The organism is Mesorhizobium sp. MC2-1-1 (assembly GCF_057597255.1).
Map to the genome: position 1 here is coordinate 5,325,811 of NZ_CP195205.1, position 25,401 is coordinate 5,351,211.

The window sequence follows — 25,401 nt, forward strand, 5'->3', positions numbered from 1 at the left end:
AGTCACGGAAAGAGCATGACGATGAGCAATCTTGCCTACGACACGCCCTCGGAAACCGGCGACCTTTCGCAGCAGGACATCGCCGCCATGCAGGCGCTGCGTCCGGTGCCGCGCATTTCGATCCAGGCTTTCTGCGAGACCGAAGGCGTCGCCAGCCCCGTGGGGCGCGCAGGCGAGGATCGCCGCATGGCCAAGGCGCATCTCAAGGTCCACATGGGAGGCATCCCGACCGCGATCGAGTTCTATCAGTCCGCGCCGACGCCGAACCTGATCCTGCTGGAATCGCGCAGCGAACCGAAGCAACTGCTGGAGCAACTCGGTCAGCTCTCGGAATACTGCGATCCGTCCTCGAAGGTCGTGGTCATCGGCCACTACAACGATGTCGGGCTCTATCGCGAGCTGATCCGTTCGGGCATTTCGGAATATGTGATCGCGCCGGTCTCGATGACCGATATCGTCAGCGTCGTGTCGTCGATCTTCGTCGATCCGGAAGCGGAACCCATCGGCCGGTCGATCGCCTTCATCGGCGCCAAGGGCGGCGTCGGCTCCTCGACCATGGCCCACAACGTCGCCTGGGCGATGTCGTCGCTGTTCAAATCCGAAGTCGTCATCGCCGATCTCGATCTCGCCTTCGGCACCGCCAACATCGACTTCGACCAGGACCCGGCCCAGGGCATCGCCGAGGCCGTGTTTTCGCCTGAGCGGGTCGATGAGGTCTATCTCGATCGATTGCTGGCCCAATGCGCCGAACATCTGTCGCTGCTAGCGGCTCCCTCCACGCTGGAACGCGTCTATGATTTCGACGCCGAGGCGTTCACCCAGATCATCGAGGTGGCGCAGCGCAGCGCGCCCCTGGTGGTCCTCGATGTCCCTCACATCTGGAGCGGATGGACGAAGAGCACGCTGATCAAGGCCGACGAGATCGTCATCACGGCCACGCCCGAGCTCGCAAACCTTCGCAACACCAAGAACATGGTTGACATGCTGAAGCGGCTGCGTCCGAACGATCCGCCGCCAAAGCTGATCATCAACCAGGCTGGCGTGCCGAAACGGCCCGAGATCGCGGCTTCCGATTTCGCCGAGCCGCTCGGTATCACGCCGATGGCGGTGATCAACTTCGAGCCGCTCCTGTTCGGCAACGCCGCCAACAACGGCCGCATGCTGAGCGAGATGGACGCCAAGAGCCCGGTCGTCGCCACCATCAACGAGATTGCGCATGTGCTGACCGGACGCAGCGAAATCAAGGCAAAGAAGAAGGCAGGCCTGGGGTCGATCCTCGGCAAGCTCTCGCGCAACAAGAAATGACGCTGATTGAGCGGCATCGGGTAGTCGATCATGTTTGGTAAAAGAGGTAAGGACGACGGCAACCGGGTGACACCCGAATTCCGCCCGCCGGCATCCGCTCCCGCCGCTCCCGCTTCAGCGGGGACGATGACGGTCGAGCGGCCGGCTGCGCCGGCATCCAACGCGCCGGCCGCGCAGCCGGCTCGCCGTCCGGTCGAGGCTCCGCCGATGGCGCCCGAGCCGCCAAGAAAGGTCCAGCGAGAGCGCTCGGAGACCTACTACGACACCAAGAGCCAGGTCTTCTCCGCCCTCATCGATACGATCGACCTGTCGCAGCTCGCCAAGCTCGATCCAGAGAGCGCACGCGAGGAAATCCGCGATATCGTCAACGACATCATCGCGATCAAGAACTTCGCGATGTCGATCTCCGAGCAGGAGGAACTGCTCGAAGATATCTGCAACGACGTTTTGGGCTATGGACCGCTGGAGCCGCTGCTTGCCCGCGACGACATAGCCGACATCATGGTCAACGGCTCCAAGAACGTCTACATCGAAGTCAACGGAAAAGTCGAACAGACCGGCGTCCGCTTCCGTGACAACCAGCAATTGCTCAACATCTGCCAGCGCATCGTCAGTCAGGTCGGCCGCCGCGTCGATGAATCGAGCCCGATCTGCGACGCGCGCCTTCCCGACGGTTCGCGCGTCAACGTCATCGCGCCCCCGCTGTCCATCGACGGCACCGCGCTCACCATCCGCAAGTTCAAGAAGGACAAGCTGACGCTGGACCAGCTGGTCAAGTTCGGCGCCATCTCGCCGCAAGGCGCGGAAATCCTGAAGATCATAGGGCGCGTCCGCTGCAATGTCGTCATCTCGGGCGGCACCGGCTCGGGCAAGACGACGCTGCTCAACTGCCTGACCAACTATATCGACCGTGATGAGCGGGTCATCACCTGCGAGGACTCGGCGGAACTGCAACTGCAGCAACCGCATGTGGTCCGTCTCGAAACCCGGCCGCCCAATCTCGAGGGCGAGGGCGAGGTCACCATGCGCGACCTGGTCAAGAACTGCCTGCGCATGCGGCCCGAGCGCATCATCGTCGGCGAAGTGCGCGGACCGGAAGTGTTCGATCTGCTGCAGGCGATGAACACCGGCCACGACGGCTCCATGGGAACGATCCACTCGAACAGCCCGCGCGAATGCCTCAACCGTATCGAATCGATGATCGCGATGGGCGGCTATTCGCTGCCGCAGCGGACGGTGCGCGAGATCGTCGTCGGCTCGGTCGACGTGATCATCCAGGCGGCCCGCCTGCGCGACGGTTCGCGCCGCATCACCCACATCACCGAGGTGGTCGGCATGGAAGGCGACGTTATCATCACCCAGGATCTCGTCCTCTATAACATCAAGGGCGAGGACGCGAGCGGCCGGCTGGTCGGCGAGCATGTGTCGACAGGCATCGGCCGCCCGCATTTCTGGGACCGCGCCCGTTACTACGGCGAGGAGCAGCGCCTCGCCAATGCGCTCGAGGCGATGGAGAAACGCGCTGACTGATGCATCTGGAGGCCTGAAGCAATTCCAGGAAAAGTGCGCAGCGGTTCGCCGTGAGGAATTGCGGCCAAACGAGGAGACAGGTCGGTTCGCGGTTTATCTGAAACGGCGAAATACCTTGGGGTTCGCGGTCGATGTTCGGAATTGACACCACCGTATTGGCGTTCGTCGTGCTTGCCGGCTTCAGCGCCGGCGCGCTGGCCTATGCTTTCCTGTTTACGCGCATCGACAACGAGAAGCAGGCCGGCAAGCGGCTTCAGACCATCAAGACGGCCGAAACCGACCGGTCGGTGGTGAAAGCCACGCGCGACCGCGCCGCGGAAGCGGTCAAGCGGCGCAAAGGTCTTCAGGACTCTCTCAAGCAGCTCGACGAAAAACAGAAGACCAACGATCGCAACGTCAAGAAACCGCCCCTGAAGGTTCAGATCCGCCAGGCCGGCATGCAGGTTCCGATCGAGCGTTTCTATATCTATTCCGCGGTCTGCGGGATCATCCTGACGGCCTTTCTCTTTTTCCTCGGCGCGCCTCTGTGGGCTTTGCCAGGCGCCCTGTTGGCGGGCGGTCTCGGCCTGCCGCGCTGGTTCGTGTCGTTTCGCCGCACACGCCGCGTCAAGGCCTTCCTGGAAGAGTTCCCGAACGCGCTCGACATCATCGTGCGCGCGGTCAAGTCCGGTCTGCCGCTCAACGACGCGATCCGCTTGATCGCCAACGAATTGCCCGAACCGGTCCGTTCTGAATTCCGCCGCATCGTCGATTCCCAGCAGATGGGCATGTCGGTGCCCGACGCCGCCATGCGCATGACCGAGACCATGCCATGCAGCGAGGCCGGCTTCTTCGGCATCGTCATCCAGATCCAGTCGCAGGCCGGCGGCAACCTGTCCGAGGCGCTGGGCAACCTTTCGCGCGTCCTGCGCGACCGCAAGAAGATGAAAGCCAAGGTCCAGGCGCTTTCGATGGAAGCCAAGGCATCCGCCGTCATCATCGGCGCGTTGCCCTTCGTCGTCGCCTTCCTCGTCTACCTGTCGAGTCCGAACTACATCATGCCGCTGTTCACCACCAATATCGGCAACCTGATCCTCGGCTGCGCGGGTGTGTGGATGTCGATCGGTATCCTGGTGATGCGCAAGATGATGAACTTCGAAGTGTAGGGGGACGAATCAGGTGACAGAGCAGGTCGTCAAAACACTTACCGACCCTTCCTTCCTGATCGCGATGCTGGTCGGTATCGCCGTGTTCGCGACCGCCTTCACGCTCATGCCGGCGTTCGGCAGCACGTCGCTCAAGTCCCGCATGAAGAGCGTGGCGCTCGAACGCGACAAGTTGCGCGCCGAGCAGCGGGCGCGGCTGGCCAGCGAGGCCGACCGCCGTCGCAAGGGCCTGCGCGAGGAACAGTCCATCGGCATGCGCAACATCGTCGATCGCCTCAATCTTCGGCGCGCGCTCGTCGATGAAGGCACGATCCAGAAGCTCAAGGTGGCGGGCTTCCGTGGCCAGAACCCGATGACGCGTTTCCTCTTCTTCCGCCTCGTCCTGCCATTCGTCGGGTTTGCCTTGGCGGCCATCTATCTCTTCGTGCTGGGTGGGCTGCCGCAGCAGCCGCCTTTCATCAGGCTGTTCGTCTGTGTCGTTGTCGCCTATGGCGGCTTCTACACGCCGATCCTCTACGTCAACAACCGCGCGACCAAGCGCAAGCAGTCGATCCAGTTGGCGTGGCCGGACGCGCTCGATCTTATGCTGATCTGCGTTGAATCCGGCATGTCGGTGGAAGCGGCTTTGCGCAGGGTTGCCGACGAAATCGGCACGCAGTCGGTGGCGCTTGCCGAGGAATTCGTGCTCACCAATGCCGAGCTGTCCTATCTCCAGGATCGCAAGGTCGCCTATGAGAACCTGGCAAGCCGCACCGGCCTGGAATCGGTGAAGTCGGTAACACAGGCCCTGGTCCAGGCCGAACGCTACGGCACGCCGGTGGCGCACGCGCTGCGCGTGCTCGCCTCGGAGAGCCGCGACATGCGCATGAACGCCGCCGAGAAGAAGGCCGCCGCACTTCCGCCGAAGCTCACCGTGCCGATGATCCTGTTCTTCCTGCCGGTCCTGTTCGCCATCATCCTGGGTCCGGCCGGCATTCAGGTCAGCCAGCGCGGCATCTTCGGCGACCAGCACAGCTCCTCGAGCCAGTAGGCGGGCTGTTCTCATAAATCAAAGAGCCGCGCGGGGTTCGCGCGGCTTTTCATTGTCGAAGCGGTCGGCGCTTGGCGGCGCTGTCAGTTGGTGGCGACTTTCGGCTTGCCTTTGCTCTTGTCCTGGTCCTTCAACTGGCTCCAGGCGTTCTGCTGGGCAAGCATCTGGCGCAGATAGGCGATATTGGCCTGCGCCTGCTCGGGCGACAATTCCTGCGAGGCGATCTTCTCGGCTTCGTCGAAGCGGCCTTGCAGGCCGACGACCAGCGCGAGGTTCTGCCGCACCCGGCTGTCGGCGCCGGGCTGCTGCGCAGCCGAGCGCATGTAGGTTTCCGCGGTGCGCAGATCGCCTTCGAGCACATAGGACATGCCGAGATTGGACAGTACCGAAGGTTCGTTCGGCTTGAGCTCCAGCGCCTTGCGGTAATTCTGCCGAGCTTCGTCCTTCTGCCCCATCTGGTCGAGAATGGCGGCTTCCGCCGATACCAGCCTCCAGTCCGGATATTCCGGCGTTTGCGCGCGGCGCACGGCGTCGAGCGCCGGCTCGAACTGACCGTTGGCAGCGAGCGCCTTGCCGTAGGCGGCAAGCACGTCGCGATCCTTGGGGTAGGCGATCGCCAGCTTGCGCATCACCGCCAGCGACTGGTCGGCATCGCCGTCCATCTGCAGCGCCGCCGCGAAGTTCATCGCCAGGCGCCTGTCGTTCGGATTGCGCGCGTAGGATTCGCCAAGCCTGGATGTGGCCGTGTGCAGTTCGCCGGCCGACATCGTTTCCAGCGGCCTGCTGTCGGAACGCGAGATGGAACCGGTGGTCAATTGGCTGGTGCTGCCGCAACCCGCCACGCCGGCTGCAAGAGCCGCCATGAGCGCCGTGCTGATCAGATGCTTGGCTCTGAGGTTCAACGCTTTTATCGGCATCGGCGCCCGGTCTCCATTCCTGTGCGGCCATTGGCTGGCCGTCTTCCCTCCCGCAGAAATATTCTGTTAACCCTAACGGATCGTTAAGAAGCCGACTCGTCGCGTTCGGCCGGAGATCATCGCATGCCTGTCGAACTCGTCGAACAAAGGCCGGAAGCCGCCTTGCCTGTCTATCTGGTGGCAAAGGAAACGCTTGAAGCCGCGGCGCTGCCGCCGTCCGCCCTCGCCTGGGCCAGGGCCAACGGTTTTTCCGGCGAGGCCGGGCGCACGCTGGTCCTGCCGGGTGAGGGCGGTCGCCTTGCCGGCGCGCTGTTCGGCACGGGCGAAGGCGAAAGCGCGCTTGCTCTCGGCGCGCTCGCAAGGGCGCTGCCGGAAGGCGAATGGTATTTCGCGTCGGACTTGCGCCAACCCGGTCTGGCTGCGCTTGCGCTCGTCCTCGGCGGCTATGTCTTCACGCGTTATGGCAAGAAGCCAGGCAAGGCGTTGCGCTTTGCACTTCCCGAAGGCGCGAATGGCGCTCATGTCCGTCGCATCGCCGATAGCGTGTTCCTGGCACGCGACCTTGTCAACACGCCGACCAGCGATCTCGGCCCGGCCGAGTTGGAGGAAGCCGCCCGGAAACTCGCGGCCGACCACGCAGCCGATATCTCCGTGATCCATGGCGATGACCTCCTGGCGCGCAATTTCCCGATGATCCACGCCGTTGGCCGTGCCTCAACCGGAGCGCCGCGGCTGATCGACATGACATGGGGATCGAGCGCTGCGCCGAAGGTGACGCTGATCGGTAAGGGCGTCTGCTTCGACACCGGCGGCCTCGACATCAAGCCGTCATCGGGCATGCTTCTGATGAAGAAGGACATGGGCGGCGCGGCCAATGTGCTGGGCCTCGCTTCCATGATCATGGCGGCGAAGCTGAATGTCCGGGTGCGGGTGCTGATCCCCGCCGTCGAGAATTCGATCGCGGGCAATGCCTTCCGGCCAGGCGACGTGCTGCGCAGCCGCAAGGGCATCACCGTCGAGATCGGCAACACGGACGCCGAAGGGCGGCTGGTCCTGGCCGATGCGCTGGCGCTGGCTGATGAAGAGCAACCCGAATTGCTTGTCGACATGGCGACGCTCACCGGTGCGGCCCGTGTCGCGCTCGGCCCCGATCTGCCGCCTTTCTACACCGCCGACGAGGTGCTCGCCGCCGACCTCGCCGCCGCGTCAGTAGCGGTCGAGGATCCGCTGTGGCGCATGCCGCTGTGGCGCCCCTATGATGGGAAGCTTTCCTCCAAGGTTGCCGACATCAACAACGTCACCACGGACGGTTTTGCGGGATCGATCACCGCGGCGCTTTTTCTCAAGCGCTTCGTCGAGAAGACGGAGCGTTGGGCGCATTTCGACATCTTCGCCTGGAATCCGGCCGATCGCCCCCATGGCCTGACCGGGGGCGAGGCGCAGGGTATTCGCGCGCTGGAGCGGGTGATTACGCAGCGATTTGTCTAGGGCAATTCCAGCAGAAGTGCTTGGCGATGCTCCGTCCGGAACTGCGTAAAAACAGAGACTTAGAGCGGTTCCGCGATCCCGGGAGACGCTGAACCGCTCCACGCCGGAAGATCGAGGCGGCGCAAAAAAGCCGTCACTGAAACGGAACCGAAACAATTTGCCGGCATGCTGGGGCGATGTCGATCTCGATGCGCCCGAGTCAGGCCTTGCGACTGTGGCAGCAGGTGATGCTGGCCCAGGTGCGCGAAGGCGCGCCGGATCTCACCATGCGCCAGACGGCGATCCTGTTCACCATCTATCTCGATCCGCCGCCGCACACGGTGCGCGGGCTGGCCGCCAGGCTCAACGTCACCAAGCCGGTCATCACCCGCGCCCTCGACACGATGGGTGCGCTGAAGCTGGTCTCGCGCCACCGCGACGAGCTCGACAAGCGCAACGTGCTGATCCGGCGCACGGTGGAAGGCGCGCTCTTTGTCGAACGCTTCGGCGATGGTATCGTTGCCAGGGCGCAAGAGCTGCCCATCTGACCTCGTCGCCGCCATCCGACCCCATCGCAGATTGACTGGATTATCGATTTGACCGCCAGGGATGCTCGCCTTCATGCCTTCCGCTCCGACCTTGCCGATGCGAGGCTGAAAGGTGAGGTCGCCGCCGACCGCTTCGTCACCGGCCGCCCGGCGCGTATCACGGCGTCGGTCGCCGACCTGCGCAAGGCGCCGCGCCCCGACGCGGGCGTGAACACGCAGGCGCTGCTTGGCGACGACGTGCTCGTCTTCGAGGATGCCGAAGGCTGGGCCTGGCTGCAGACCGAGCGCGACGGCTATGTCGGCTATGTGGCGGACAATCTCATTGGCGCGCGCGAACAGGCGCCCACGCACGTCGTTTCGGTGCCGCGCACGTTCCTCTATCCCGGACCGGATCTGCGCTTTCCGATAAGCGGACAGTTGTCGATGGGCTCGACCGTGACGGTGACCGGCGCGGCCGAAACGCGCGGCACGCATTATGCGTTGTTGCCCTCCGGCCAGGCGATCATCGCCGGCCATTTGCGGCCGACCGCCGAACTGGCCGGGGACTACGTCACCGTCGCCGAAAGCTTCCTGGGCACGCCCTATCTGTGGGGCGGGGTCTCCGGCTTCGGCATCGACTGCTCCGGCCTCGTCCAGCTTGCGATGCGCATGACGGGCAGGCACGTGCTGCGCGACTCCGACATGCAGGCCGCGTCGATCGGCACGCCGATAGAGCTGGGTCCCGACTATTCAGGACTCCGGCGCGGCGACCTCGTCTTCTGGAAGGGCCATGTCGCGATCATGACCAACGAGAAAGACATGATCCACGCCAACGGCCACACCATGCTGGTCTCGCGCGAGGGGCTGAAGGAAGCGGTCGACCGCATCGGCTATCTTTATGGCGGCCCGACGGGGTTCAGAAGGCCCTGATCTTTCCTTCTCGCCGTAAACGGGGCGAGGAGCGATGATCCCTTTTTGTTCCGATTTTCCTTGGCGATCGCGTGCCGCCGCGCTACCTCTTGCGGGTGACCGAGCAGCCGCGCCTTGCCGAACAGAATGCCGCCGTCCTGCTGCCCGAGCCATTCGTCAAATGGTTCGGCGAAAAGGGCTGGTCGCCGCGCGCCCATCAGCTCGAGCTGCTGGCGAAGGCTCAAGGCGGACAATCGGTGCTGCTGATCGCGCCGACCGGCGCCGGCAAGACCCTGGCCGGCTTCCTGCCGTCGCTGACCGAGCTTGCCGATCGTCCCAAGCGCAAGCCGGGCCAGGCGCATCGCGGCATCCACACGCTCTACATCTCGCCGCTTAAAGCGCTGGCCGTCGACATCGAGCGAAATCTCGGCAAGCCGGTCGAGGAGATCGGTCTGCCGGTCACCATAGAGACCCGAACCGGCGACACGCCCTCGCACAAGCGCCAGCGGCAGAAACTCGCGCCGCCCGATATCCTGCTCACCACGCCCGAGCAACTCGCGTTGCTGATAGCCTCGAACGACGCCAGGCGCTTCTTCGAGGACCTTCGCTATGTCGTGCTCGACGAATTGCACTCGCTGGTCACCTCCAAGCGCGGACATCTGCTGGCGCTCGGCCTGGCGAGGTTGCGGGCCTTTGTGCCCGGCCTGCAAACGATAGGCCTCTCAGCCACCGTGGCCGAGCCCGACGAATTGCGGCGCTGGCTGGTCAGCCAGGCTTCTCCCGGTGCCATGTCCGAACTCATCGTCGTCACGGGTGGCGCCAAGCCCGAAATATCAATCCTCGACTCGGAAGAGCGGGTGCCTTGGGCCGGACATTCGGCCCGCTACGCTACGCCCGAGATCTATCGCGAGATCAAGCGGCACAAGACCACGCTGCTGTTCGTCAACACGCGCAGCCAGGCCGAGCTGCTGTTCCAGGAGCTATGGCGCGTCAATGAGGATACCTTGCCGATCGCGCTCCATCACGGATCGCTGGATGTCGCCCAGCGCCGCCGCGTCGAGAAGGCCATGGGTGAGAATGCGTTGCGCGCCATCGTCGCTACCTCCACGCTCGACCTCGGCATAGACTGGGGCGACGTCGATCTGGTCGTACATGTCGGCGCGCCGAAAGGCGCCAGCCGCCTGGCGCAGCGCATCGGCCGCGCCAACCACCGCATGGACGAGCCGTCGAAGGCGATCCTGATCCCGGCCAATCGCTTCGAGGTTCTGGAATGCCGCGCCGCGCTGGATGCCAACTATCTCGGCGCCCAGGATACGCCGCCGCTTGTCAATGGCGGGCTGGATGTCTTGGCGCAGCACGTGCTGGGCTGCGCCTGCGGCGCGCCATTCCATGCCGATGCGTTGTTCGATGAAGTGAGGACTGCGGCACCCTACGCCAGCCTGGACAGGCCGACATTCGACCGGGTCATCGACTTCGTCGCGACCGGAGGCTACGCGCTGAAAAATTACGAGCGCTATGCCCGCATCCGGCAGACCAGGGAGGGTTTGTGGCGCGTATCCCATCCCCGCGTCGCCCAGCAGTACAGGCTGAATGTCGGCACCATCATCGAAGTGCCCGCGCTCAACGTTCGCTACGTCCAGGCCGGGAGCAGGGGGGCAGCCTCGCGCGGCGGCAGGGTGCTGGGAAAGATCGAGGAAGCATTTCTGGAGACTTTGACCCATGGCGACACCTTCATGTTCGCAGGCAAGATCCTGCGCTTCGAAGGCATTCGCGAGAACGAGTGTTTCGTCTCGAACGCACCGGGCAGTGACGCGAAGGTGCCCTATTATGGCGGCGGCAAATTCCCGCTTTCGACCTATCTCGCCGAGCAGGTTCGCGCCATGCTCGACGACCCGCAGCGCTGGAAGAAGCTTCCCGAGCAGGTCGCGGATTGGCTGCGGTTCCAGGCAGACAAATCCGTTCTGCCGAAACGCGACGACCTTTTGATCGAAACCTTTCCACGCGGCAACCGCTACTACCTCGTCGCCTATCCGTTCGAAGGCAGGTTGGCGCATCAGACGCTCGGCATGCTGCTCACGCGACGGCTGGACCGGGCGGGCGCGAAGCCGGTCGGTTTCGTGGCCACGGACTATGCGCTGGCCATCTGGTCGCTGGCCGACATGGGCCGGATGTTCAAGAACGGGAAACCGTCGCTGGCCACGCTGTTTGATCAGGACATGCTGGGCGATGATCTGGAAGCCTGGTTTGCCGACAGCTGGCTTCTCAAGCGCACCTTCCGCAACTGCGCGCTGATCTCCGGACTGATCGAAAAGCGCCATCCGGGCAAGGAGAAAAGCGGCCGCCAGGTCACCGTCTCGACCGACCTGATCTATGACGTGCTGCGCACCCATGAACCCGACCATATCCTGCTGCAGGCCACGCGCACGGACGCGGCGACCGGCTTGCTGGATGTCAGTAGACTTGCCGAGATGCTATCGCGCATTAGCGGTCGAATCATGCATAAGAACCTCGAGCAGATATCGCCGCTTGCCGTGCCGATCATGCTTGAAATCGGCAAGATGCCGGTGAATGGCGAGGCGGACGAGGCGCTGTTGATGGACGCCGCCACCCTCGTCGAAGAGGCCATGGGGCCTGAGATGACCAACTGAAAGAGAGGGCTGAGAGGGGATGAATTTTTCGCTGACGCGCGCAACGCTGATCGCCGAGGCCGACCTTGTCGGCATCGCCGGCGAACGCGCAGTCTGCGACCGGCGCGGCGTTCTCTATTTCCCCGACCTGCGCCTGCTAGCGGTCTCCGACCTGCATCTTGAGAAAGGCTCGTCCTTCGCCAGGCGCGGCGCGCTGATCCCGCCTTACGACACTGGCGCCACCTTGCTTCAGCTGCAGGCGGTCATCGCCGACTACCAGCCACGCATCGTCGTCAGCCTCGGCGACTCTTTCCATGACGGCGGCGGCGCTGACCGCATGCATTCGAGCTTCCGCGAGCGGCTGGAGGCGATGATGGCCGGCCGCGACTGGTTCTGGGTAGCCGGCAACCACGACCCGGAAGCGCCGGCAGACCTGCCGGGCGAGACGGTCAAGGAACTCGCCATCGGCTCGCTGATCTTCCGCCACGAGCCGTCGAAAGTCCGCGTCGAGGGCGAGATCGCCGGCCATCTCCACCCTTGCGCGCGCATCGTCCAGCGCGGCCGCTCGGTCAGGCGGCGCTGCTTCGCCGGCGATGGCGGCCGCATGATCATGCCGGCCTTCGGCGCCTATACCGGCTCGCTCAACGTGCTCGACCGCGCCTATGCCGGCCTGTTCCGGCTGGAAACGCTCGTTGCCTATATGCTCGGCGCCCAGCGGATTTTCGCTATCTCCCGCCCAATGCTGCGGCCGGGGTGAGGACTACTCTCGCCCGTAATAGAGCGTCACCGTGTGCTTCGCTTCGGCGAAGAACAGCCAGCGCTCGACCAGTATGCCGGTGAGTTGTGCGATGGCTGCAAGCACGGATGCGATCGTGCCCAGCGGCCATGGCACAAAGAACACGGTCACCAGCAGGACAGCGGGCACAGCGAAAGCCAGCGCCTGCGTGACCCGCCGAAGCTTCGCGCTGTGCTTGCGCGCGATGCGGAACCCCATTTCCTTCAGCAGGTAGTTCTCCTCGGTATGCGGCCATTCGATCGATCGCACGGTGCCGCCGGCGAAGCCTGTCGCCGTGTTGGCGGTGGTGGGGATTTTAAGGTGGTCGTTGTGCCGCCAGGTCGCGAGCTTCCAGCCCCAGCCGACCAGCGTGGCAAATAGAGCCCATATGAGCATCGCCGTTGAACCCAGCTTGAACGCCTGGAGCAAGGCGTTGGCGAGAACGCTTCCGGTCATCGCTGCGAAGATAAGATAAGCCGGCAAAGTATAGCGGCTGTGCCATTGCGCGATCGGCTTCAGCGAGGCATAGATCATCCCGGTCGTACAGACCGTGACCACGGCACCGGCTGCCGCCATCAGCCCGGCGACCGTCGCCCAGCCGCCGCTCTTGCCGAGAAACACCCAGCCAATGGCGAAGAGGCAGGCCGGAATGAAGGTCGCGACCGACGCCACGCCCTCGCGTGACAGCCACGAGCTGCGCCATTGCGAAAAGGCGCGCCAGGCCCGCTCGGGCCGGCCGAGATGGCCGGTCGAGGAGAGCAGGCCGGCGGCGATCAGGCCCAGAGCCAACGACATGCCGATGAGGCCGAGCCAGAAATCGGCCGGGATCGCTCCAAACCCGCCGAGCAGGCCGAGCAGCGCCAAAAGGCCGTAACCGGCCCCGGTGGCGGTGGTGAAGAATACGACCGAGAAAGCGGGATGCATGGTTGCGCGAAGCTAGTTCGAAAGCATGCGGTCGATCCAGCCGAGGAAACCGCCCTCGGCTTTGATCGGCTCAAGTGCAGGAGCGTTCACCTTGGCGGCACGTTCGCTGCGCGCGCGCGGCGGCAGATATCTGTTGGTCGGCTTGTAGCCGAGCTCCGGCATCAGCGCCACGCCGCCACGCTCCTCGACAAGCTGCGAGATCGCCGAGGCCGGATCGCCGAGATCGCCGAAATGCCGGGCGCTGGTCGGACAGGCGGCGACGCATGCCGGGATGCGGTCGTCCTCGGCCAGATTGTCGTTGTAAATGCGGTCGACGCAGAGCGTGCATTTCTTCATCACGCCCACATCGGTATCGAACTCGCGCGCGCCATACGGACAGGCCCAGCTGCACAGCTTGCAGCCGATGCATTTATCCTCGTCGACCAGCACGATGCCATCCGAGGCGCGCTTGTAGGAGGCGCCGGTCGGGCAGACGGTGACGCAGGCCGGCTGCTCGCAATGCAGGCACGAGCGCGGGAAGTTCACCGTGCGGCCGCCCAACTCCGTCGTGTGCTCGTAACTATGCACCCGGTTGAACCAGACGCCGTCGACATGCCCGCCATAAGGGTCGATGTCGGTCAGCGGCGCCATATGGCCGCCGGTGTTCCATTCCTTGCAGGCGGTGACGCAGGCCTGGCAGCCGACACAGGTGTCGAGGTCGATGACGAGGCCGAGCTTTTTCTCGGTCCGGGGGGAAGGCAGGTCATTCGGCGGCTTCCCTCTTCATGCGGAACGCAGCGCCGAAGCGAAGCACATCCGGCGAAAGCTCGAAATGCGGCGGGCGTTCGAAACGCTCGAATTGCGGTTCGGTGAAGCCGGCTTCCTCAGCCGCGCATTTGACGATCCGCACGCGAAGGTCGAACCACGCCGCCTGTCCCGTGACCGGGTCCGAATTCGAATAGCGTTTGCCATTGGCGTCCGCGGCTGTCCGGTCGCCGATGACGTGGTTTAGCAGGAAGCCGCGGTTGCTCTCCGCCGCGTCGTCCTTCAGGCCCCAGCTGCCGCGCCGCTTGCCGATCGCGTTCCAGGTCCATACCGTATCCGGGTTAACGCCGTCGATCAGCTTGATCTGGCCCTTCACCCGGCCGGCGACGCTTTCGATCCACACCCAGTCGTCGTCCGCAAGGCCACGCCTGCCAGCCGTCTGGCGGTGGACGAACAGCCGGTTCTGGCTGGTGATCTGCCGCAGCCAGGCATTCTGCGAGCCCCAGGAATGGTACATATGCATCGGCCGCTGCGTCAGCGCATGCAGCGGATATTCTTCGAGATCGACGGTGGCCTCCTCGAAGGGCGCATACCAGAAGGGCAGCGGGTCCATATAGGCCTCGATGCGGCCCCGCTCCGCATCGGGCGGCTGCGTCTTGCCATGGCCGCGCGCGGCGAGGCGAAATCGCTGCATCGGTTCGGAATAAAGCTGGAAGACGATCGGCTCGGCCTTTGGGACAAAACCCATCTCGACGGCGAAGTCGAGATAAGCGCGGTTGCCCATCTTGTAGTAGCGCTGGTCGTCGGCGAATTCGTGGTGCCAGAAGCCGCCATTGTCGATGTAGCGCTGCAATTGGTCGGGGTTGGCGTCGCCTTTGCCGATCGATCCGCCGTCCTTACCACGCCAGCCAGCTAAAGGGCCGATGCCGGGCGTGCGCTGATGGTTGACGATGTAATCGGCATAGTCCCGGTACTTCGCCGAGCCGTCCTCGTCGACGAAGCCGGGCAGACCGAGCCGTGCGCCGAGCTCGATCAGCACCGACTGGAACGGCCGCACGTCGCGGTCCGGCTGCACCACCGGATGGCGTATGGCGTCGGCGGCCCCGTCGGCATGGCTGATCGGCCTGTCGAGCAGGCTGATGCAGTCGTGCCGCTCGAGATAGGTAGTGTCGGGCAGCACCAAGTCCGCGAAGGGCACGGTCTCGGAATAATAGGCGTCGGAGTAGATGATGAACGGGATCCTGTAGGCGCCCGCCTCGTCCTTGTCGGTCAGCATGGCAATCGTCTCGACCGTGTTCATCGACGAGTTCCAGGCCATGTTCGACATATACATCATCAGCGTGTCGATCGGATAAGGGTCGCCGGCCCAGGCATTGCGGATGACCGAGTGCATCAGCCCATGCGCAGCGAGCGGCGCCTCCCAGGAATAGGCCTTGTCGATGCGGGTGGGCTTGCCGGCCTCGTCGACGAGAAGATCTTCCGGCCCGCAGACGAAGCCGAGCGGCATGCCGTCGAGCGGCGTCGCCGGCTGGGCGTCTTTTCCGCATGGCTTCGGCCCAGGCGGCGCCGAGCGCGGATAAGGCGGCTTGAAGCGGAAACCGCCCGGAACGTCCACCGTTCCCAGCAGCACCTGCAGCAGGTGGATGGCTCGGCAGGTATGAAAGCCGTTGGAATGGGCCGAGATGCCGCGCATGGCGTGCATGGATACCGGCCGGCCTTTGATCGTCTCGTGCCGGCGGCCGGCCCAGTCGGTCCAGGCGACCGGCAGTTCGATCGTCTGTTCGAAGGCGACATGCGCCAGTTCCGCGGCGATCCGGCGAATAGTGTCAGCGCAAAGGCCGCAGCGCTCCGCCACGGCGTCGGGCGAGTAGGCCTCGTCGAGATAGCGCTCCGCAATGAGCTGGAACACAGGCACGCAGCGCTGCCCGCCTACGTCATAGCTGCCGGTCAGCGCCGGCTTTGCCGCGGGGTCGGCCGCGTTGACCGGCCGCTTCGCCACCCTGTCCCACGCAAGCGGATTGCCTTCCGCGTCGCGAACGAACAACCCGTCATCGGCGCGCCCCGGCTCCTGCACGACCAGCACGGGCGCGTTGGTGTAGCGCAGCAGATAGTCGAGATCGACGCGGCCTGCCTTGAGCAATTCATGGACAAGAGCCAGCACGAACAGGCCGTCCGTGCCGGGCCGGATGCCGATCCAGTCGTCGGCGATGGCGTTGTAGCCGGTACGGCAGGGATTGATCGAAACCACCTTGGCGCCGCGCGCCTTGAGCTTGCCGAGGCCGATCTTGATCGGGTTGGAATCATGGTCCTCGGCGACGCCGAACAGCATGAAGTACCGGGTGTTGTCCCAGTCCGGCTCGCCGAACTCCCAGAACGAGCCGCCGATCGTGTAGAGCCCGCCGGCTGCCATGTTGACCGAGCAGAAGCCGCCATGCGCGGCGAAGTTGGGCGTGCCGAATTTCGACGCCCACCAGCCGGTCAGCGATTGCGACTGGTCGCGTCCGGTGAAGAAGGCGAGTTTTCTCGGGTCGGCGCGGCGGATCGCCGACAGCCGATCGGTGGCGATGGTCAGCGCTTCGTCCCACTCTATCTCGCGGAACTCGCCCGAGCCGCGCGGCCCCGTCCTCAGCAGTGGTTTCCTCAGCCGCGCCGGGCTGTAATGCTGCATGATGCCGGAGCTGCCCTTGCCGCAGATTACGCCGCGGTTTACCGGATGGTCCTTGTTGCCGTTGATGTAGCGGACCTTGCCGTCCTTGATGTGGACGTCGATGCCGCAGCGGCAGGCGCACATGTAGCAGGTGGTCTTGGCGACACGATCGGAGACGCTTGGCGAGGTCTCGACGCCGTCGCCCTCATTTGGTGCGTGGGTGTCGGCCAGCGGCCGCTGGGAGGCTGCGGAATTGGCGCCGCGCGGCGCGGCTTTGCTCATGATCCGCGAGCGCTCTTGCCGTTCGTCGTCTTGGCCTTTGTCTTGGGTCCGGGGCCGCGCATGTAGTGGAGCTCAGGGTGGTAGCGCTCGCCGGCGAACTGCCGTTTCAACCGTCGGCTCCAATGCGCGAACAGGGATTTGAAGCGCCCCATCATTTCCAACTCTTGGCGCAGAACGGCCAATTTTTTCCAATCTCGAGCAAAAACTTAGAACAAAGCAATTGATGCGTCTAACAAGCAGCTCTTGTAATTCCAATCGATTTTGCTTCTTAGTAGTCCATGACCCTCGATCAGTTGCGCATCTTCGTCGCCGTCGCCGAGCACGGCCACATGACCAAGGCCGCCGAGCGACTGGGCATCTCGCAGTCCGCGGCGTCCGCCGCCATCCGCGCGCTCGAAAGCCAGCATGGGGTGCGCCTGTTCAATCGGGTCGGCCGCAACATCGAATTGGCCCAGACCGGCCACCGCTTCCTGCCGGAGGCGAAGGCGGTTCTGGATCGCGCCGCGGCCGCGCGCGGCGTGCTGGAGGATGTCTCGCAGACCATCGCCGGCAGCCTGTCGATCGCGGCCAGCCAGACCATCGCCAGCTACTGGCTGCCGCGCCGCCTGGCGTCCTTCCACGAAGCCTATCCGGCCGTGAAGCTGAGCGTGACGATCGGCAACACCAGGCAGGTCGAGACCAATGTGCTGGACGGCCGAGCCGATTTCGGCTTGGTCGAGGGCCGCACTGAGTCCGACATCCTGCGCCGCGCCACTGTCGATGAGGACCGCATGATGCTGGTCGTGGCGCGTTCGCATCCCGAGACACCGATGACGCGAGCCGGAAACCTCGATATCAGGGCGCTGCGCTGGATCATCCGGGAGGGCGGGTCGGGCACGCGGGAGGCGCTGGAGGATTTCGCGCACGGCCAGGGGGTTCCGCCGGCGGAGCTGCAGATATTCCTCGTCCTGCCCAGCAACGAGGCCGTTCGCCAGGCGGTGGAGGCCGGCGCTGGGGCCACGATCATCTCGGAGCTCGTCGTCGCGCGCTCCCTGGCGGAGGGCAGCCTCAGGGCGGTGCCGGTCGAATTGCCGAAGCGCGACTTCGCCATGATCACACACCGTGACCGGCAGGCGAGCCTCGCCCAGATGGCGCTGAAGGCGCATCTCACCGGGAAGGTGGAAACGCCGGCAAGCGCGGAATAATCAGGCGTATTTGCGCTGCGCGTCGAGCGCCAGCCCAAGGCCGACCGAGCCGAACATGTCGCCTTCGATGACGCAGGCCTGCGGCACCAGCGACAGGATTTGTTGCCTCGCCAGGGGGATCGCGGTCGAACCGCCGGTGAGGAACACGGCGGTGATGGCCGAGGCGACAATGCCGGCGTCGGCGATCGTCTGTCTCACCGTCGCGGCCACGCGCTCGATGTCGCCGCTGATCGTCTCCTCGAGACCGGCGCGCGTGATCTCGGATGAGAAATGCGCGCCGGGCAGCGACACCTTCACCTCGGCCGAGGGCTGGTCGGTCAGCGCGATCTTGGCCCTTTCGACAAGCCCCGCCATCGCATGGCCATAGCGATGCTCGACGACATGGATGAACCGGTCGACGAGGTCGGCGCGTTCGGCCTCGTAGCGGATCTGTCGCAGGTCGTTCATCGCCCTGGCGGTGTAGACGAGGTTGATGCGCTGCCAGGTCGCCAGGTCGATGAAATAAGCCGCCGGCAGGTTGCGCTTGTGGTCCTTGGTTCGCGTCAGATAGCCGAGCTCTGGCATGACATGGGTGATGCTGAGCAACCGGTCGAAATCGGTGCCGCCGATATGGATGCCGCGGTTGGCCAGGATATCCGCCTTGCGGTCGGTCGAGCGCGCGCGCTCCGGCGAAACCCGCACGATCGAGAAGTCGGAGGTGCCGCCGCCCATGTCGACGATCAGCGCCAACTCCTCGCGGGCGACCTTCTGCTCGTAATCGAGCGCTGCCGCGATGGGCTCGAACTGGAAGGCGACGTGCCTGAAGCCCTGCGCGCGGGCGGCCTTTTCCAATTCGCCCTGCGCCTTCGAGTCGGCGGCCGTGTCGTCGTCGACGAATTGCACGGGCCTGCCGAGCACCACGTTCTCGACCGGACCGCCCGCGTCGTCTTCCAGGCGCTTCTTGAGATGATCGATGAACAGGCCGATGATGTCGATGAAGCCGATCTGACGTGCCTTGATGCGCGTCTTCTCATTGGCGAGCGAGCTGCCGAGAACGCTCTTCAGCGAGCGCATCAGACGGCCTTCGATGCTGTCGGTGTAGTCGCTGATCGCGCGCCGGCCGAAATAGGTGTGGCCGTCCTCGAAATTGAAGAACACGGCGCTCGGCAAGGTCGGTTGCTCGCCTTCCAGCGCCACCAGTCGCGCCCGGCCGTTGCGGATCACGCCCACGGTGGAATTGGACGTGCCGAAATCGATGCCGCCGAATGCCGATCGCATCGCAGCCTCCTGTCGTTGTTCGATAGCGGCAGGCCAACGCATTGCGCGCCGACGTCCGGAAGGCCGGACCGCTCTATCGAAATTGAATGTATTGCTTGTCCCTAGGGCTGGGAGGCGGCGGTTTATCGCATCATCGCCAGGAGGGAAACCCCTTTCATCTTCAATCCTTGCGGAAGATGAGCCGGCCCAGCCAGCCGGTCAGCATGGCCAGCGATATGGCGAACACGCCATAGAGGAAGGAATATTCATGCGCGACGCGGAAGATCGACTGCTCGAAGCCGGACTTGCGTATTTCGAGCTGGGCCGAGCTCTCCTTGATGAACAGGCCGCTCTTGAACAGGAACGCGCGCGCCTTGTGCGTGCCGACCGGAACATTGGGCGCCAGGCGCACCGTGGCGCGAAATAGGTTCTGCGACAGGAACTGGACGCCGCCCACATTCTCGCTGTAAAGGCCGGTCGCCGCCTTGCGGTCGCGAAGCGCGGCGGTGAACTCCTCGATGGTGGCCGGGTTGTCGGTCTCGTCGGCGGGTTTCATGTAGAGGTTCTGTGCGCCGAGCGAGAGCTGCTTGTATTTGGCGGGCTCGGCGATGTCCTGCAGCGGTCGTGTCGTCGCGACGGAATACGAGACCGGCACGTTCTCGAACGTCTCAGAGTCCAGGTTGATCCAGACGCCGAGCACGCGGTCCTTGCGCCGCACGACAACAGGACGTGGCGGTCCTTCGAGCACGACGATCACGTCGTAGCGCCCCTGGCGCGCGACCAGCGGATCCGCATTCTCCAGCGATCCGAAGATGGTGAGGTCGGCGCCCGAGAAACCGGCCGTGATCGAAATAGCGTCGGTCGACAGGCCGATCTGGATGCTTTCGGCCGGCGGCGTCTGCGCCGTCGCCGGGGAAAGGGCTAGGAGCATCGACAACGTGACGGCGGCTGCAAATGCTCTCAATCCCGCCATCAGTTGAGGCCCGCGGCGGAAAGCGAATAGAGGTTGGGTGGCGTCACGAAGAGATCGGCGGCAAGGCGGATGGCCACGGCCAGCACCAGCATCGCAAGCAGCGCCCGCAACTGTTCGCCGCGCAGCCTCTGGCCGGCCTTGGCGCCATATTGCGCGCCGGCGACGCCGCCGGCCATAAGCAGGAAGGCCAGGATGACGTCGACCGTCTGGTTGGTCGTTGCATGCACCAGGGTGGTGTAGGCGGAGGTGAAGATGATCTGGAACAGCGAGGTGCCGATAACGACATTGGTCGGCACCTTGAGCAGATAAATGAGTGCCGGAACCATGATGAAGCCGCCGCCGACGCCCATGATCGACGACAGGAAGCCGATCGCGGCGCCCAGGCCAAGCACCGGAATGACGCTGACGAACAGCTTCGAGGCGCGGAAGCGCATCTTGAACGGCAGTCGGTGGATCCAGTTGTGCTGCCCGGATTTCTTGAGCACCGGCGCCGCGCCGCTGCGGCTGGCGCGCAGCGCGTTGACGCTTTCCACCAGCATCAGCCCGCCCACCGTGCCGAGCAGCACGACATAGAGCAGCGAGATGAAGAGGTCGAGCTGGCCGAGGCGGCGCAACAGCGCGAAGACGAATATGCCGGCCGTCGAGCCGACGATGCCGCCGACCAGAAGGACGCCGCCCAGCTTGAAGTCGAGCGTGCCGCGCTTGAAATGCGAGAGCGCGCCGGAGAAAGAGGAGGCGATGACCTGGTTGGCGCCGGTGGCAACCGCGATCGCCGGCGGGATGTTGTAGAAGATAAGAAGCGGCGTGATCAGGAACCCGCCGCCGACCCCGAACATGCCCGACAGGAAGCCCACCGCCGCGCCCATCGCCAGCAGGACGAAGACGTTGACGGAAATTTCCGCGATCGGGAGATAGATGCCCACCCGTCTGTCTCGATCAGTTTGCTTGTCGGCGCATTGTGCCGTCCCGGACAATAAAGCACCGAAAAGCCAATTTTTTCTTGCACCGGCGCGGCGGCGGGATCAAACCCCGCCGCCGCGCCGAAACAAAAACCATCTCAATCAGTTAACAGGCAAATGTGTGGCAAGGCGTCGCGTATGCGACACGCCTGCTGTTATTTCTTCGCAAGCAGCGCCTTGACGAGTGGCGCGTCGATCTCCCCGGTCGGGCTCATCTTGTTATCGGTCTGGAAGGCCATGATGGCGTTCTTGGTCTTGCCGCCTATCACGCCGTCCGCGTTGCCCGCGTCATAGCCGTTCTTGTTGAGGATCAGCTGGATGTTCTTTACCGCCTTCGTCATGTCGATGCCGGCGGTCGTTTGCGGCGCGCTGTCCTGCCAGGATTCCGGGATGTCGGCCGAGTTGGCGGCGGCATTGAGCGGCTTGGCCTTCCACAGTTCAGTGGCGGCGCGCGCCCGCTCGAGCTGCTCGGGGCGCAGCGCATTGGCGATCTCGTCGCGCTTGGCGGCGGCGTCCTTGTCGCCGGTCTTGGCAACGAGAGCGAACCATTTGTAGGACTCCTCGAGGTTCTGCTTCATGCCGACGCCCTTGGCGGCCAGGATACCGAGGTTGAACTGGCTGTCCTTGACGCCAAGGTCGGCGGCTTCCTGGAACCAGTGCGCGGCCGATTCATTGTCGGTCACGCCGTCCGCCGCCATGGCGAACAGCACCGCCAGATTGTGCATGGCGCTGGCGTTGCCCTGTTCGGCGGCGAGCTGGTAGTAGGTCTTTGCCTTCTTGATGTCGCGCGCGACGCCGATGCCCTTTTCGTAGAAATTTCCGATCCGGTATTCGGCCGGCGCGAAGCCGAGCTCTGCCGACTGCTCATACCATTTTGCGGCGGCCTTCATGTCTTCCTTCACGCCGCGCGATTCCGCGTAGCGCGAGCCGATCTCGAACAACGCCTTGGCGTCGCCGCCGGCGGCCGCCTCGTGCAGCGCCATCGGACCAATTTCGGAAGGGATGTCGAATTTCGCCGCGGCCGTCTGGCCTGCCGCCGAGGGCACGGCACCTGTCGTGTCGGCGGAGGTGGCAGCTGGCATGCTGGCCGGGGCTCCGTCGGCTGCCGGACTGGCCGCCGCCTGTTCCTTGGCCATAGGCTGCGTGTCGCTATCAGCTTCTGTCGCGGTGGCGGCCGCGGGCACGGACGGCGTTGCCGAAGCCACCGGCGCGGGCTCGGCCGGCATGGCGTGGGTATTGTCGGAACTTGATAGGGTAGAAGTGGCCGTCGCCGTTTCCTGGGCGGGCTCGGCCTGCCTGACGGGACGGGTCGGCGCGCTTTCAACCTTTGCCGTGCCCGTGTCGGCCTTGGGCGTGTCGACCTTCGGTGCGGCGGTGGCATCGAGCGAAGCCGTGTCGACCGTCTGCGTGGAGATGATCGAGGCGGGCTGGTTGGTCGCCGTTTCGACCGGGTCGGACAAGAACGCCTTGCCCAGTTGCAAGCCGGCCAGCGCCATCATGATCGCGGCGGCGGCCATCAGGATCGGCTTGCGCCGCGCCTTGAGCAGGTCGCCTATCCTCAGCGCCTTCACCGGGCCGGTCATGGTCGATTGCCGCTTCAGCGTGTCGGCTTCCGCGGCCGCCGCCTGTGCCGCGCGGCGGGCGGCGGCGATGAAATCGGACTTGGCGGCATCGCTCTCGGGGCGTCGAGCCTGCTGGCCGCCGCGCTCGTCGCGCACCCGCTTCATGATGGCGTTGAGGTCCGGCGCTCCGGAGCCGGGTTCCAGTGGCCTGTTGGCGGCCTTGGGGTCGAGCGGCTCGTCGATGTCGACCCTCGGCACGTCACCGACCGGCGTAGAGCCGGCAAGCGGTTGCGTGTCCGCATCCTTCTTGCCCCTGAACGCGCGCGCCAGGCCGCTGAACATCGATTTCCTGCGGCCGGCCGCCTCGTTCTTGTCGCCGATCACATCCGGCCCGAGCGCCGCCATGGCCGCCGCCGCGGCGGCTTCCGCGGGCGTGCGCGGGGCATCTGGTTCATCGCGCATGATCGCCGCGGCGCGGTCTTCCAGGCTGGCCATGTCTCCCATGAGCGGCAGCGGCTGGTCGATGTCCATCGAGGGCGCGTCCCGCACAGCAATCATGCCGCCGCGGTCGCCACGCCTGGCTGCGGGTTGCGGATCGACCAGTTCGCTGACCGCTTCGCTGGTCTCGCTTGATTCCAGCGAGCCCAGCCGGTCGACGATCTTGAGCAACGTGTCGTGGATCGCCTCGAATGTCCGCGAGTTGCGCTCGTCGGAGCGACGGGTGAGCGCTTCGAGCGTCTTCAGGTCCTGGGCGAGGCCGGCAACAGCGGTCGCGTTGGTCTGGGCCGTGCTTGACGCCGAGTCGGCAAGCGATCTGACAGCGCTCTCGGCCGCCTCGCGCGCCACGGTCAGGATGGAATCACGCGTGCCCGCCAGCGACTTCTCGATCTCGTTGAGACGTGGGCTGATGTCCTCGAATTCAGGCAGCGGTACGCCGGGCTTGGAAAGATGCGCCGACAGGCCTGCGACCTGCGCCTCCAGGCTGCGGATCAGAGCCGGATCGATGCCTTCGACCTGTCGCGCGGATGATTCCAGCCGGCTGGAGATATCGTCGAGCCGGCTTTCCAGTCCGCGGATGGCCATGTCGTTGGCGGGGTCCGACGTACGTGTTTCGATGCGCTTGGCCAAAGCGGTGAAGCGGGCGTCGATCGCCTCCATGATGCCGGCGCTGTCGTCCTGGCGGATGCGCTGGTCGAGCCTGTCGGCGACTTCGTCCAGTCGCCGCTCGAGATCGCGGAACAGCATATTGCCCTGTTCCATCGCATCGCCTTGGCGACGCTCAAGCAGCATGGACAGCGCGTCGAAACGCTGCTCCAGGCCCTGGAAGATATGGTCGACGTCGGGCATGGCCGGCGCGCGGTCCATCTTTTCGGTGATCAAGGCGATCTGCTTGCCCAGCCGTTCCATGGCCTGCTCGGGCAGGTCGACCCTGCCGGCCAACTGGTCCACGCGGCTGGTGAGAAGGTTCAGATGATCGACCACCTCGGCGCCGGGCCGCGACTGCGCGACCTCTTCAATCTGCTGGGCCAGCGAGGCGATGCGCTTCTCGATCCGGCCGAAGGTCTCGGGGTCGAAGGAATTGGCCTGCGCGGCCACGGTCGAGGCGACGATGGCGCGCGAAATCTCGTCCAGCCGCTCGTCGATCATGGCGAGCGTTTCGCCGCCGCGCGCGGTGTGCTGGCCGGCGAAGCGGTCGACCGCGCTGGCGAGCGTGCGAACCTTTTCTTCCAGGGAGCGCAGAGAAAGCGATTCCGGCAGGTTGTTGACTGCGCTGCTGATCTGTTCGAGCCGCTCGGTCAGCACCGAAAGGTTCGGGCCTTCCGCGCGCTTGCGCTGGTCTGCGTCTACGCGGTCCTCGAAGGCGCTCCAGCGGCGGTCGAAATCGTCCCAGCGGCGGTCGACCTTCTGGAGGCTTTCCTCACGCGCCAGCGTGTCGAGAGCACCCTTTACCTGTTCCAGTTCCAGTCGCAGCAGGTTGACGCTGCGGTCGTCGCTTTTTTCGGCGAGCGTCTGTATGGCGCTCGAGAGCCGCTCGAATTCGAGGCCGAGCTCGGCGCTGCTCTTGTCCGGCAGGCCGTTGGCGCCGCGCTGGCTGTTGGCCTGCAAGGCAAGATCGATGTCCTGGCGAAACGCCTCGAATTCACGCTGCAGGCCGGCGGTCATCTGGTGGCGCAGTTCCTCGCGCAGCCCGCGCAGTTCGAGGGCAATCTTGCCGACCATGGCGACGCTGTCTTCCTGACCACGCACCCGGTCGATGTCGCGCGCGATCGCCTGATAGTTCTGGCCGTAGGCAGGCGCGGCGGGAGCCGGGTCTTGCGGCCGCTGTGCGCCGGGATTCTGCGGCGCACGGTCCAGTGGCCTTTGCGCGGAATAGGAATCCTCATACCAACGGGGCTGGCCGTAAGGCTGCGTGCTCGGATAGCGCGGCTCGACCGGCGACCGCCGCGGGTCGGGGCGATCGGGCATGTCGGCGCGCGTCCGGTCCAGCCGCTGCTCCAGCGTTTCGAGCGAGCGGTTCAGTTCTTCGAGCGACGTGTGCGGCCGGCGCTGCCTGCCGGCGTTGAGTGTATCGAGATAGGACCGCTTGCTGTTCATCGATGCGCCCGTGTTCAGAATGGCCGGCCAAGGCCGGTTTCCCAGTAGCCTGCCGGGGACGAA

General features: G+C 64.8%; 18 protein-coding genes and 1 pseudogene. 10 read left to right on the forward strand and 9 right to left on the reverse strand.

Annotated features, from left to right (window positions below):
- Positions 1-21: 21 nt before the first annotated feature.
- The 4 genes from ACR64R_RS26285 (at position 22) to ACR64R_RS26300 (ending at position 5,010) form a co-directional block, all read left to right on the forward strand.
- The gene (locus ACR64R_RS26285; RefSeq protein ID WP_487362554.1) at positions 22-1,305 is read left to right on the forward strand and encodes a CpaE/TadZ family protein; all 1,284 of its coding nucleotides are present in this window, start codon (positions 22-24) and stop codon (positions 1,303-1,305) included.
- A 30-nt stretch (positions 1,306-1,335) separates the two neighbouring features.
- The gene (locus ACR64R_RS26290; protein WP_487359149.1) at positions 1,336-2,835 is read left to right on the forward strand and encodes a TadA family conjugal transfer-associated ATPase; all 1,500 of its coding nucleotides are present in this window, start codon (positions 1,336-1,338) and stop codon (positions 2,833-2,835) included.
- Positions 2,836-2,966: 131 nt separating this feature from the next.
- A complete protein-coding gene (locus ACR64R_RS26295) occupies positions 2,967-3,980 on the forward strand; it encodes a type II secretion system F family protein (protein ID WP_487359150.1) in 1,014 nt (337 codons plus the stop codon).
- A 13-nt stretch (positions 3,981-3,993) separates the two neighbouring features.
- Positions 3,994-5,010: a type II secretion system F family protein gene (locus ACR64R_RS26300; RefSeq protein ID WP_487359151.1), complete on the forward strand. Its 1,017-nt coding sequence runs from the start codon at positions 3,994-3,996 to the stop codon at positions 5,008-5,010.
- An 83-nt stretch (positions 5,011-5,093) separates the two neighbouring features.
- Here the strand turns inward: ACR64R_RS26300 and ACR64R_RS26305 are convergent, their stop codons facing one another.
- Positions 5,094-5,927 carry a tetratricopeptide repeat protein gene (locus ACR64R_RS26305; RefSeq protein ID WP_487359152.1) on the reverse strand — a complete coding sequence of 278 codons (834 nt, stop codon included), beginning with the start codon at positions 5,925-5,927 and terminating at the stop codon, positions 5,094-5,096.
- A 123-nt stretch (positions 5,928-6,050) separates the two neighbouring features.
- Between ACR64R_RS26305 and ACR64R_RS26310 the strand changes: the two genes are divergently transcribed.
- The 5 genes from ACR64R_RS26310 (at position 6,051) to pdeM (ending at position 12,214) form a co-directional block, all read left to right on the forward strand.
- Entirely contained in the window at positions 6,051-7,415 is a 1,365-nt protein-coding gene (locus ACR64R_RS26310) for a leucyl aminopeptidase family protein (RefSeq protein WP_487359153.1), read from the forward strand.
- 176 nt (positions 7,416-7,591) lie between these two features.
- Positions 7,592-7,942 carry a MarR family winged helix-turn-helix transcriptional regulator gene (locus ACR64R_RS26315; protein WP_487359154.1) on the forward strand — a complete coding sequence of 117 codons (351 nt, stop codon included), beginning with the start codon at positions 7,592-7,594 and terminating at the stop codon, positions 7,940-7,942.
- A gap of 48 nt (positions 7,943-7,990) precedes the next feature.
- Positions 7,991-8,851 (forward strand): C40 family peptidase, encoded by an 861-nt coding sequence (locus ACR64R_RS26320; protein WP_487359155.1) that lies wholly within the window; start codon positions 7,991-7,993, stop codon positions 8,849-8,851.
- 95 nt (positions 8,852-8,946) lie between these two features.
- Positions 8,947-11,478, forward strand: a complete 2,532-nt coding sequence (locus ACR64R_RS26325; protein ID WP_487362555.1) for a ligase-associated DNA damage response DEXH box helicase — start codon at positions 8,947-8,949, stop codon at positions 11,476-11,478.
- A gap of 19 nt (positions 11,479-11,497) precedes the next feature.
- The gene (pdeM, locus tag ACR64R_RS26330; RefSeq protein ID WP_487359156.1) at positions 11,498-12,214 is read left to right on the forward strand and encodes a ligase-associated DNA damage response endonuclease PdeM; all 717 of its coding nucleotides are present in this window, start codon (positions 11,498-11,500) and stop codon (positions 12,212-12,214) included.
- Between the two features lie 3 nt (positions 12,215-12,217).
- Here pdeM and ACR64R_RS26335 read toward each other — a convergent pair whose 3' ends face one another.
- From ACR64R_RS26335 to ACR64R_RS26350, 4 genes and pseudogenes are all read right to left on the reverse strand, one after another.
- Positions 12,218-13,156, reverse strand: coding sequence for a dimethyl sulfoxide reductase anchor subunit family protein (locus ACR64R_RS26335; protein WP_487359157.1), 939 nt, complete (start codon positions 13,154-13,156; stop codon positions 12,218-12,220).
- 12 nt (positions 13,157-13,168) lie between these two features.
- Positions 13,169-13,902 (reverse strand): annotated as a pseudogene (locus ACR64R_RS26340) (4Fe-4S dicluster domain-containing protein).
- A complete protein-coding gene (locus ACR64R_RS26345; RefSeq protein ID WP_487359158.1) occupies positions 13,899-16,829 on the reverse strand; it encodes a molybdopterin oxidoreductase family protein in 2,931 nt (976 codons plus the stop codon). The pseudogene ACR64R_RS26340 and the gene ACR64R_RS26345 overlap by 4 nt, the downstream one beginning before the upstream one ends.
- Entirely contained in the window at positions 16,826-17,011 is a 186-nt protein-coding gene (locus ACR64R_RS26350; protein WP_487359159.1) for a hypothetical protein, read from the reverse strand. The genes ACR64R_RS26345 and ACR64R_RS26350 overlap by 4 nt, the downstream gene beginning before the upstream one ends.
- Positions 17,012-17,107: 96 nt before the next feature.
- Here ACR64R_RS26350 and ACR64R_RS26355 point away from each other — a divergent pair, with 96 nt between their 5' ends.
- Complete coding sequence (locus ACR64R_RS26355; RefSeq protein ID WP_487359160.1) at positions 17,108-18,013, forward strand: LysR substrate-binding domain-containing protein; 906 nt, start codon at positions 17,108-17,110, stop codon at positions 18,011-18,013.
- Here the strand turns inward: ACR64R_RS26355 and ACR64R_RS26360 are convergent, their stop codons facing one another.
- The 4 genes from ACR64R_RS26360 to ACR64R_RS26375 all read right to left on the reverse strand — a co-directional run bounded on the left by ACR64R_RS26360 (position 18,014) and on the right by ACR64R_RS26375 (position 25,338).
- Positions 18,014-19,270 (reverse strand): Hsp70 family protein, encoded by a 1,257-nt coding sequence (locus ACR64R_RS26360; RefSeq protein ID WP_487359161.1) that lies wholly within the window; start codon positions 19,268-19,270, stop codon positions 18,014-18,016.
- 160 nt (positions 19,271-19,430) lie between these two features.
- Entirely contained in the window at positions 19,431-20,222 is a 792-nt protein-coding gene (locus ACR64R_RS26365; protein ID WP_487359162.1) for a TIGR02186 family protein, read from the reverse strand.
- Positions 20,222-21,145 carry a sulfite exporter TauE/SafE family protein gene (locus ACR64R_RS26370; RefSeq protein ID WP_487359163.1) on the reverse strand — a complete coding sequence of 308 codons (924 nt, stop codon included), beginning with the start codon at positions 21,143-21,145 and terminating at the stop codon, positions 20,222-20,224. The genes ACR64R_RS26365 and ACR64R_RS26370 overlap by 1 nt, the downstream gene beginning before the upstream one ends.
- Before the next feature lie 191 nt (positions 21,146-21,336).
- Positions 21,337-25,338, reverse strand: coding sequence for a peptidoglycan-binding protein (locus ACR64R_RS26375; RefSeq protein WP_487359164.1), 4,002 nt, complete (start codon positions 25,336-25,338; stop codon positions 21,337-21,339).
- Positions 25,339-25,401 lie beyond the last annotated feature (63 nt).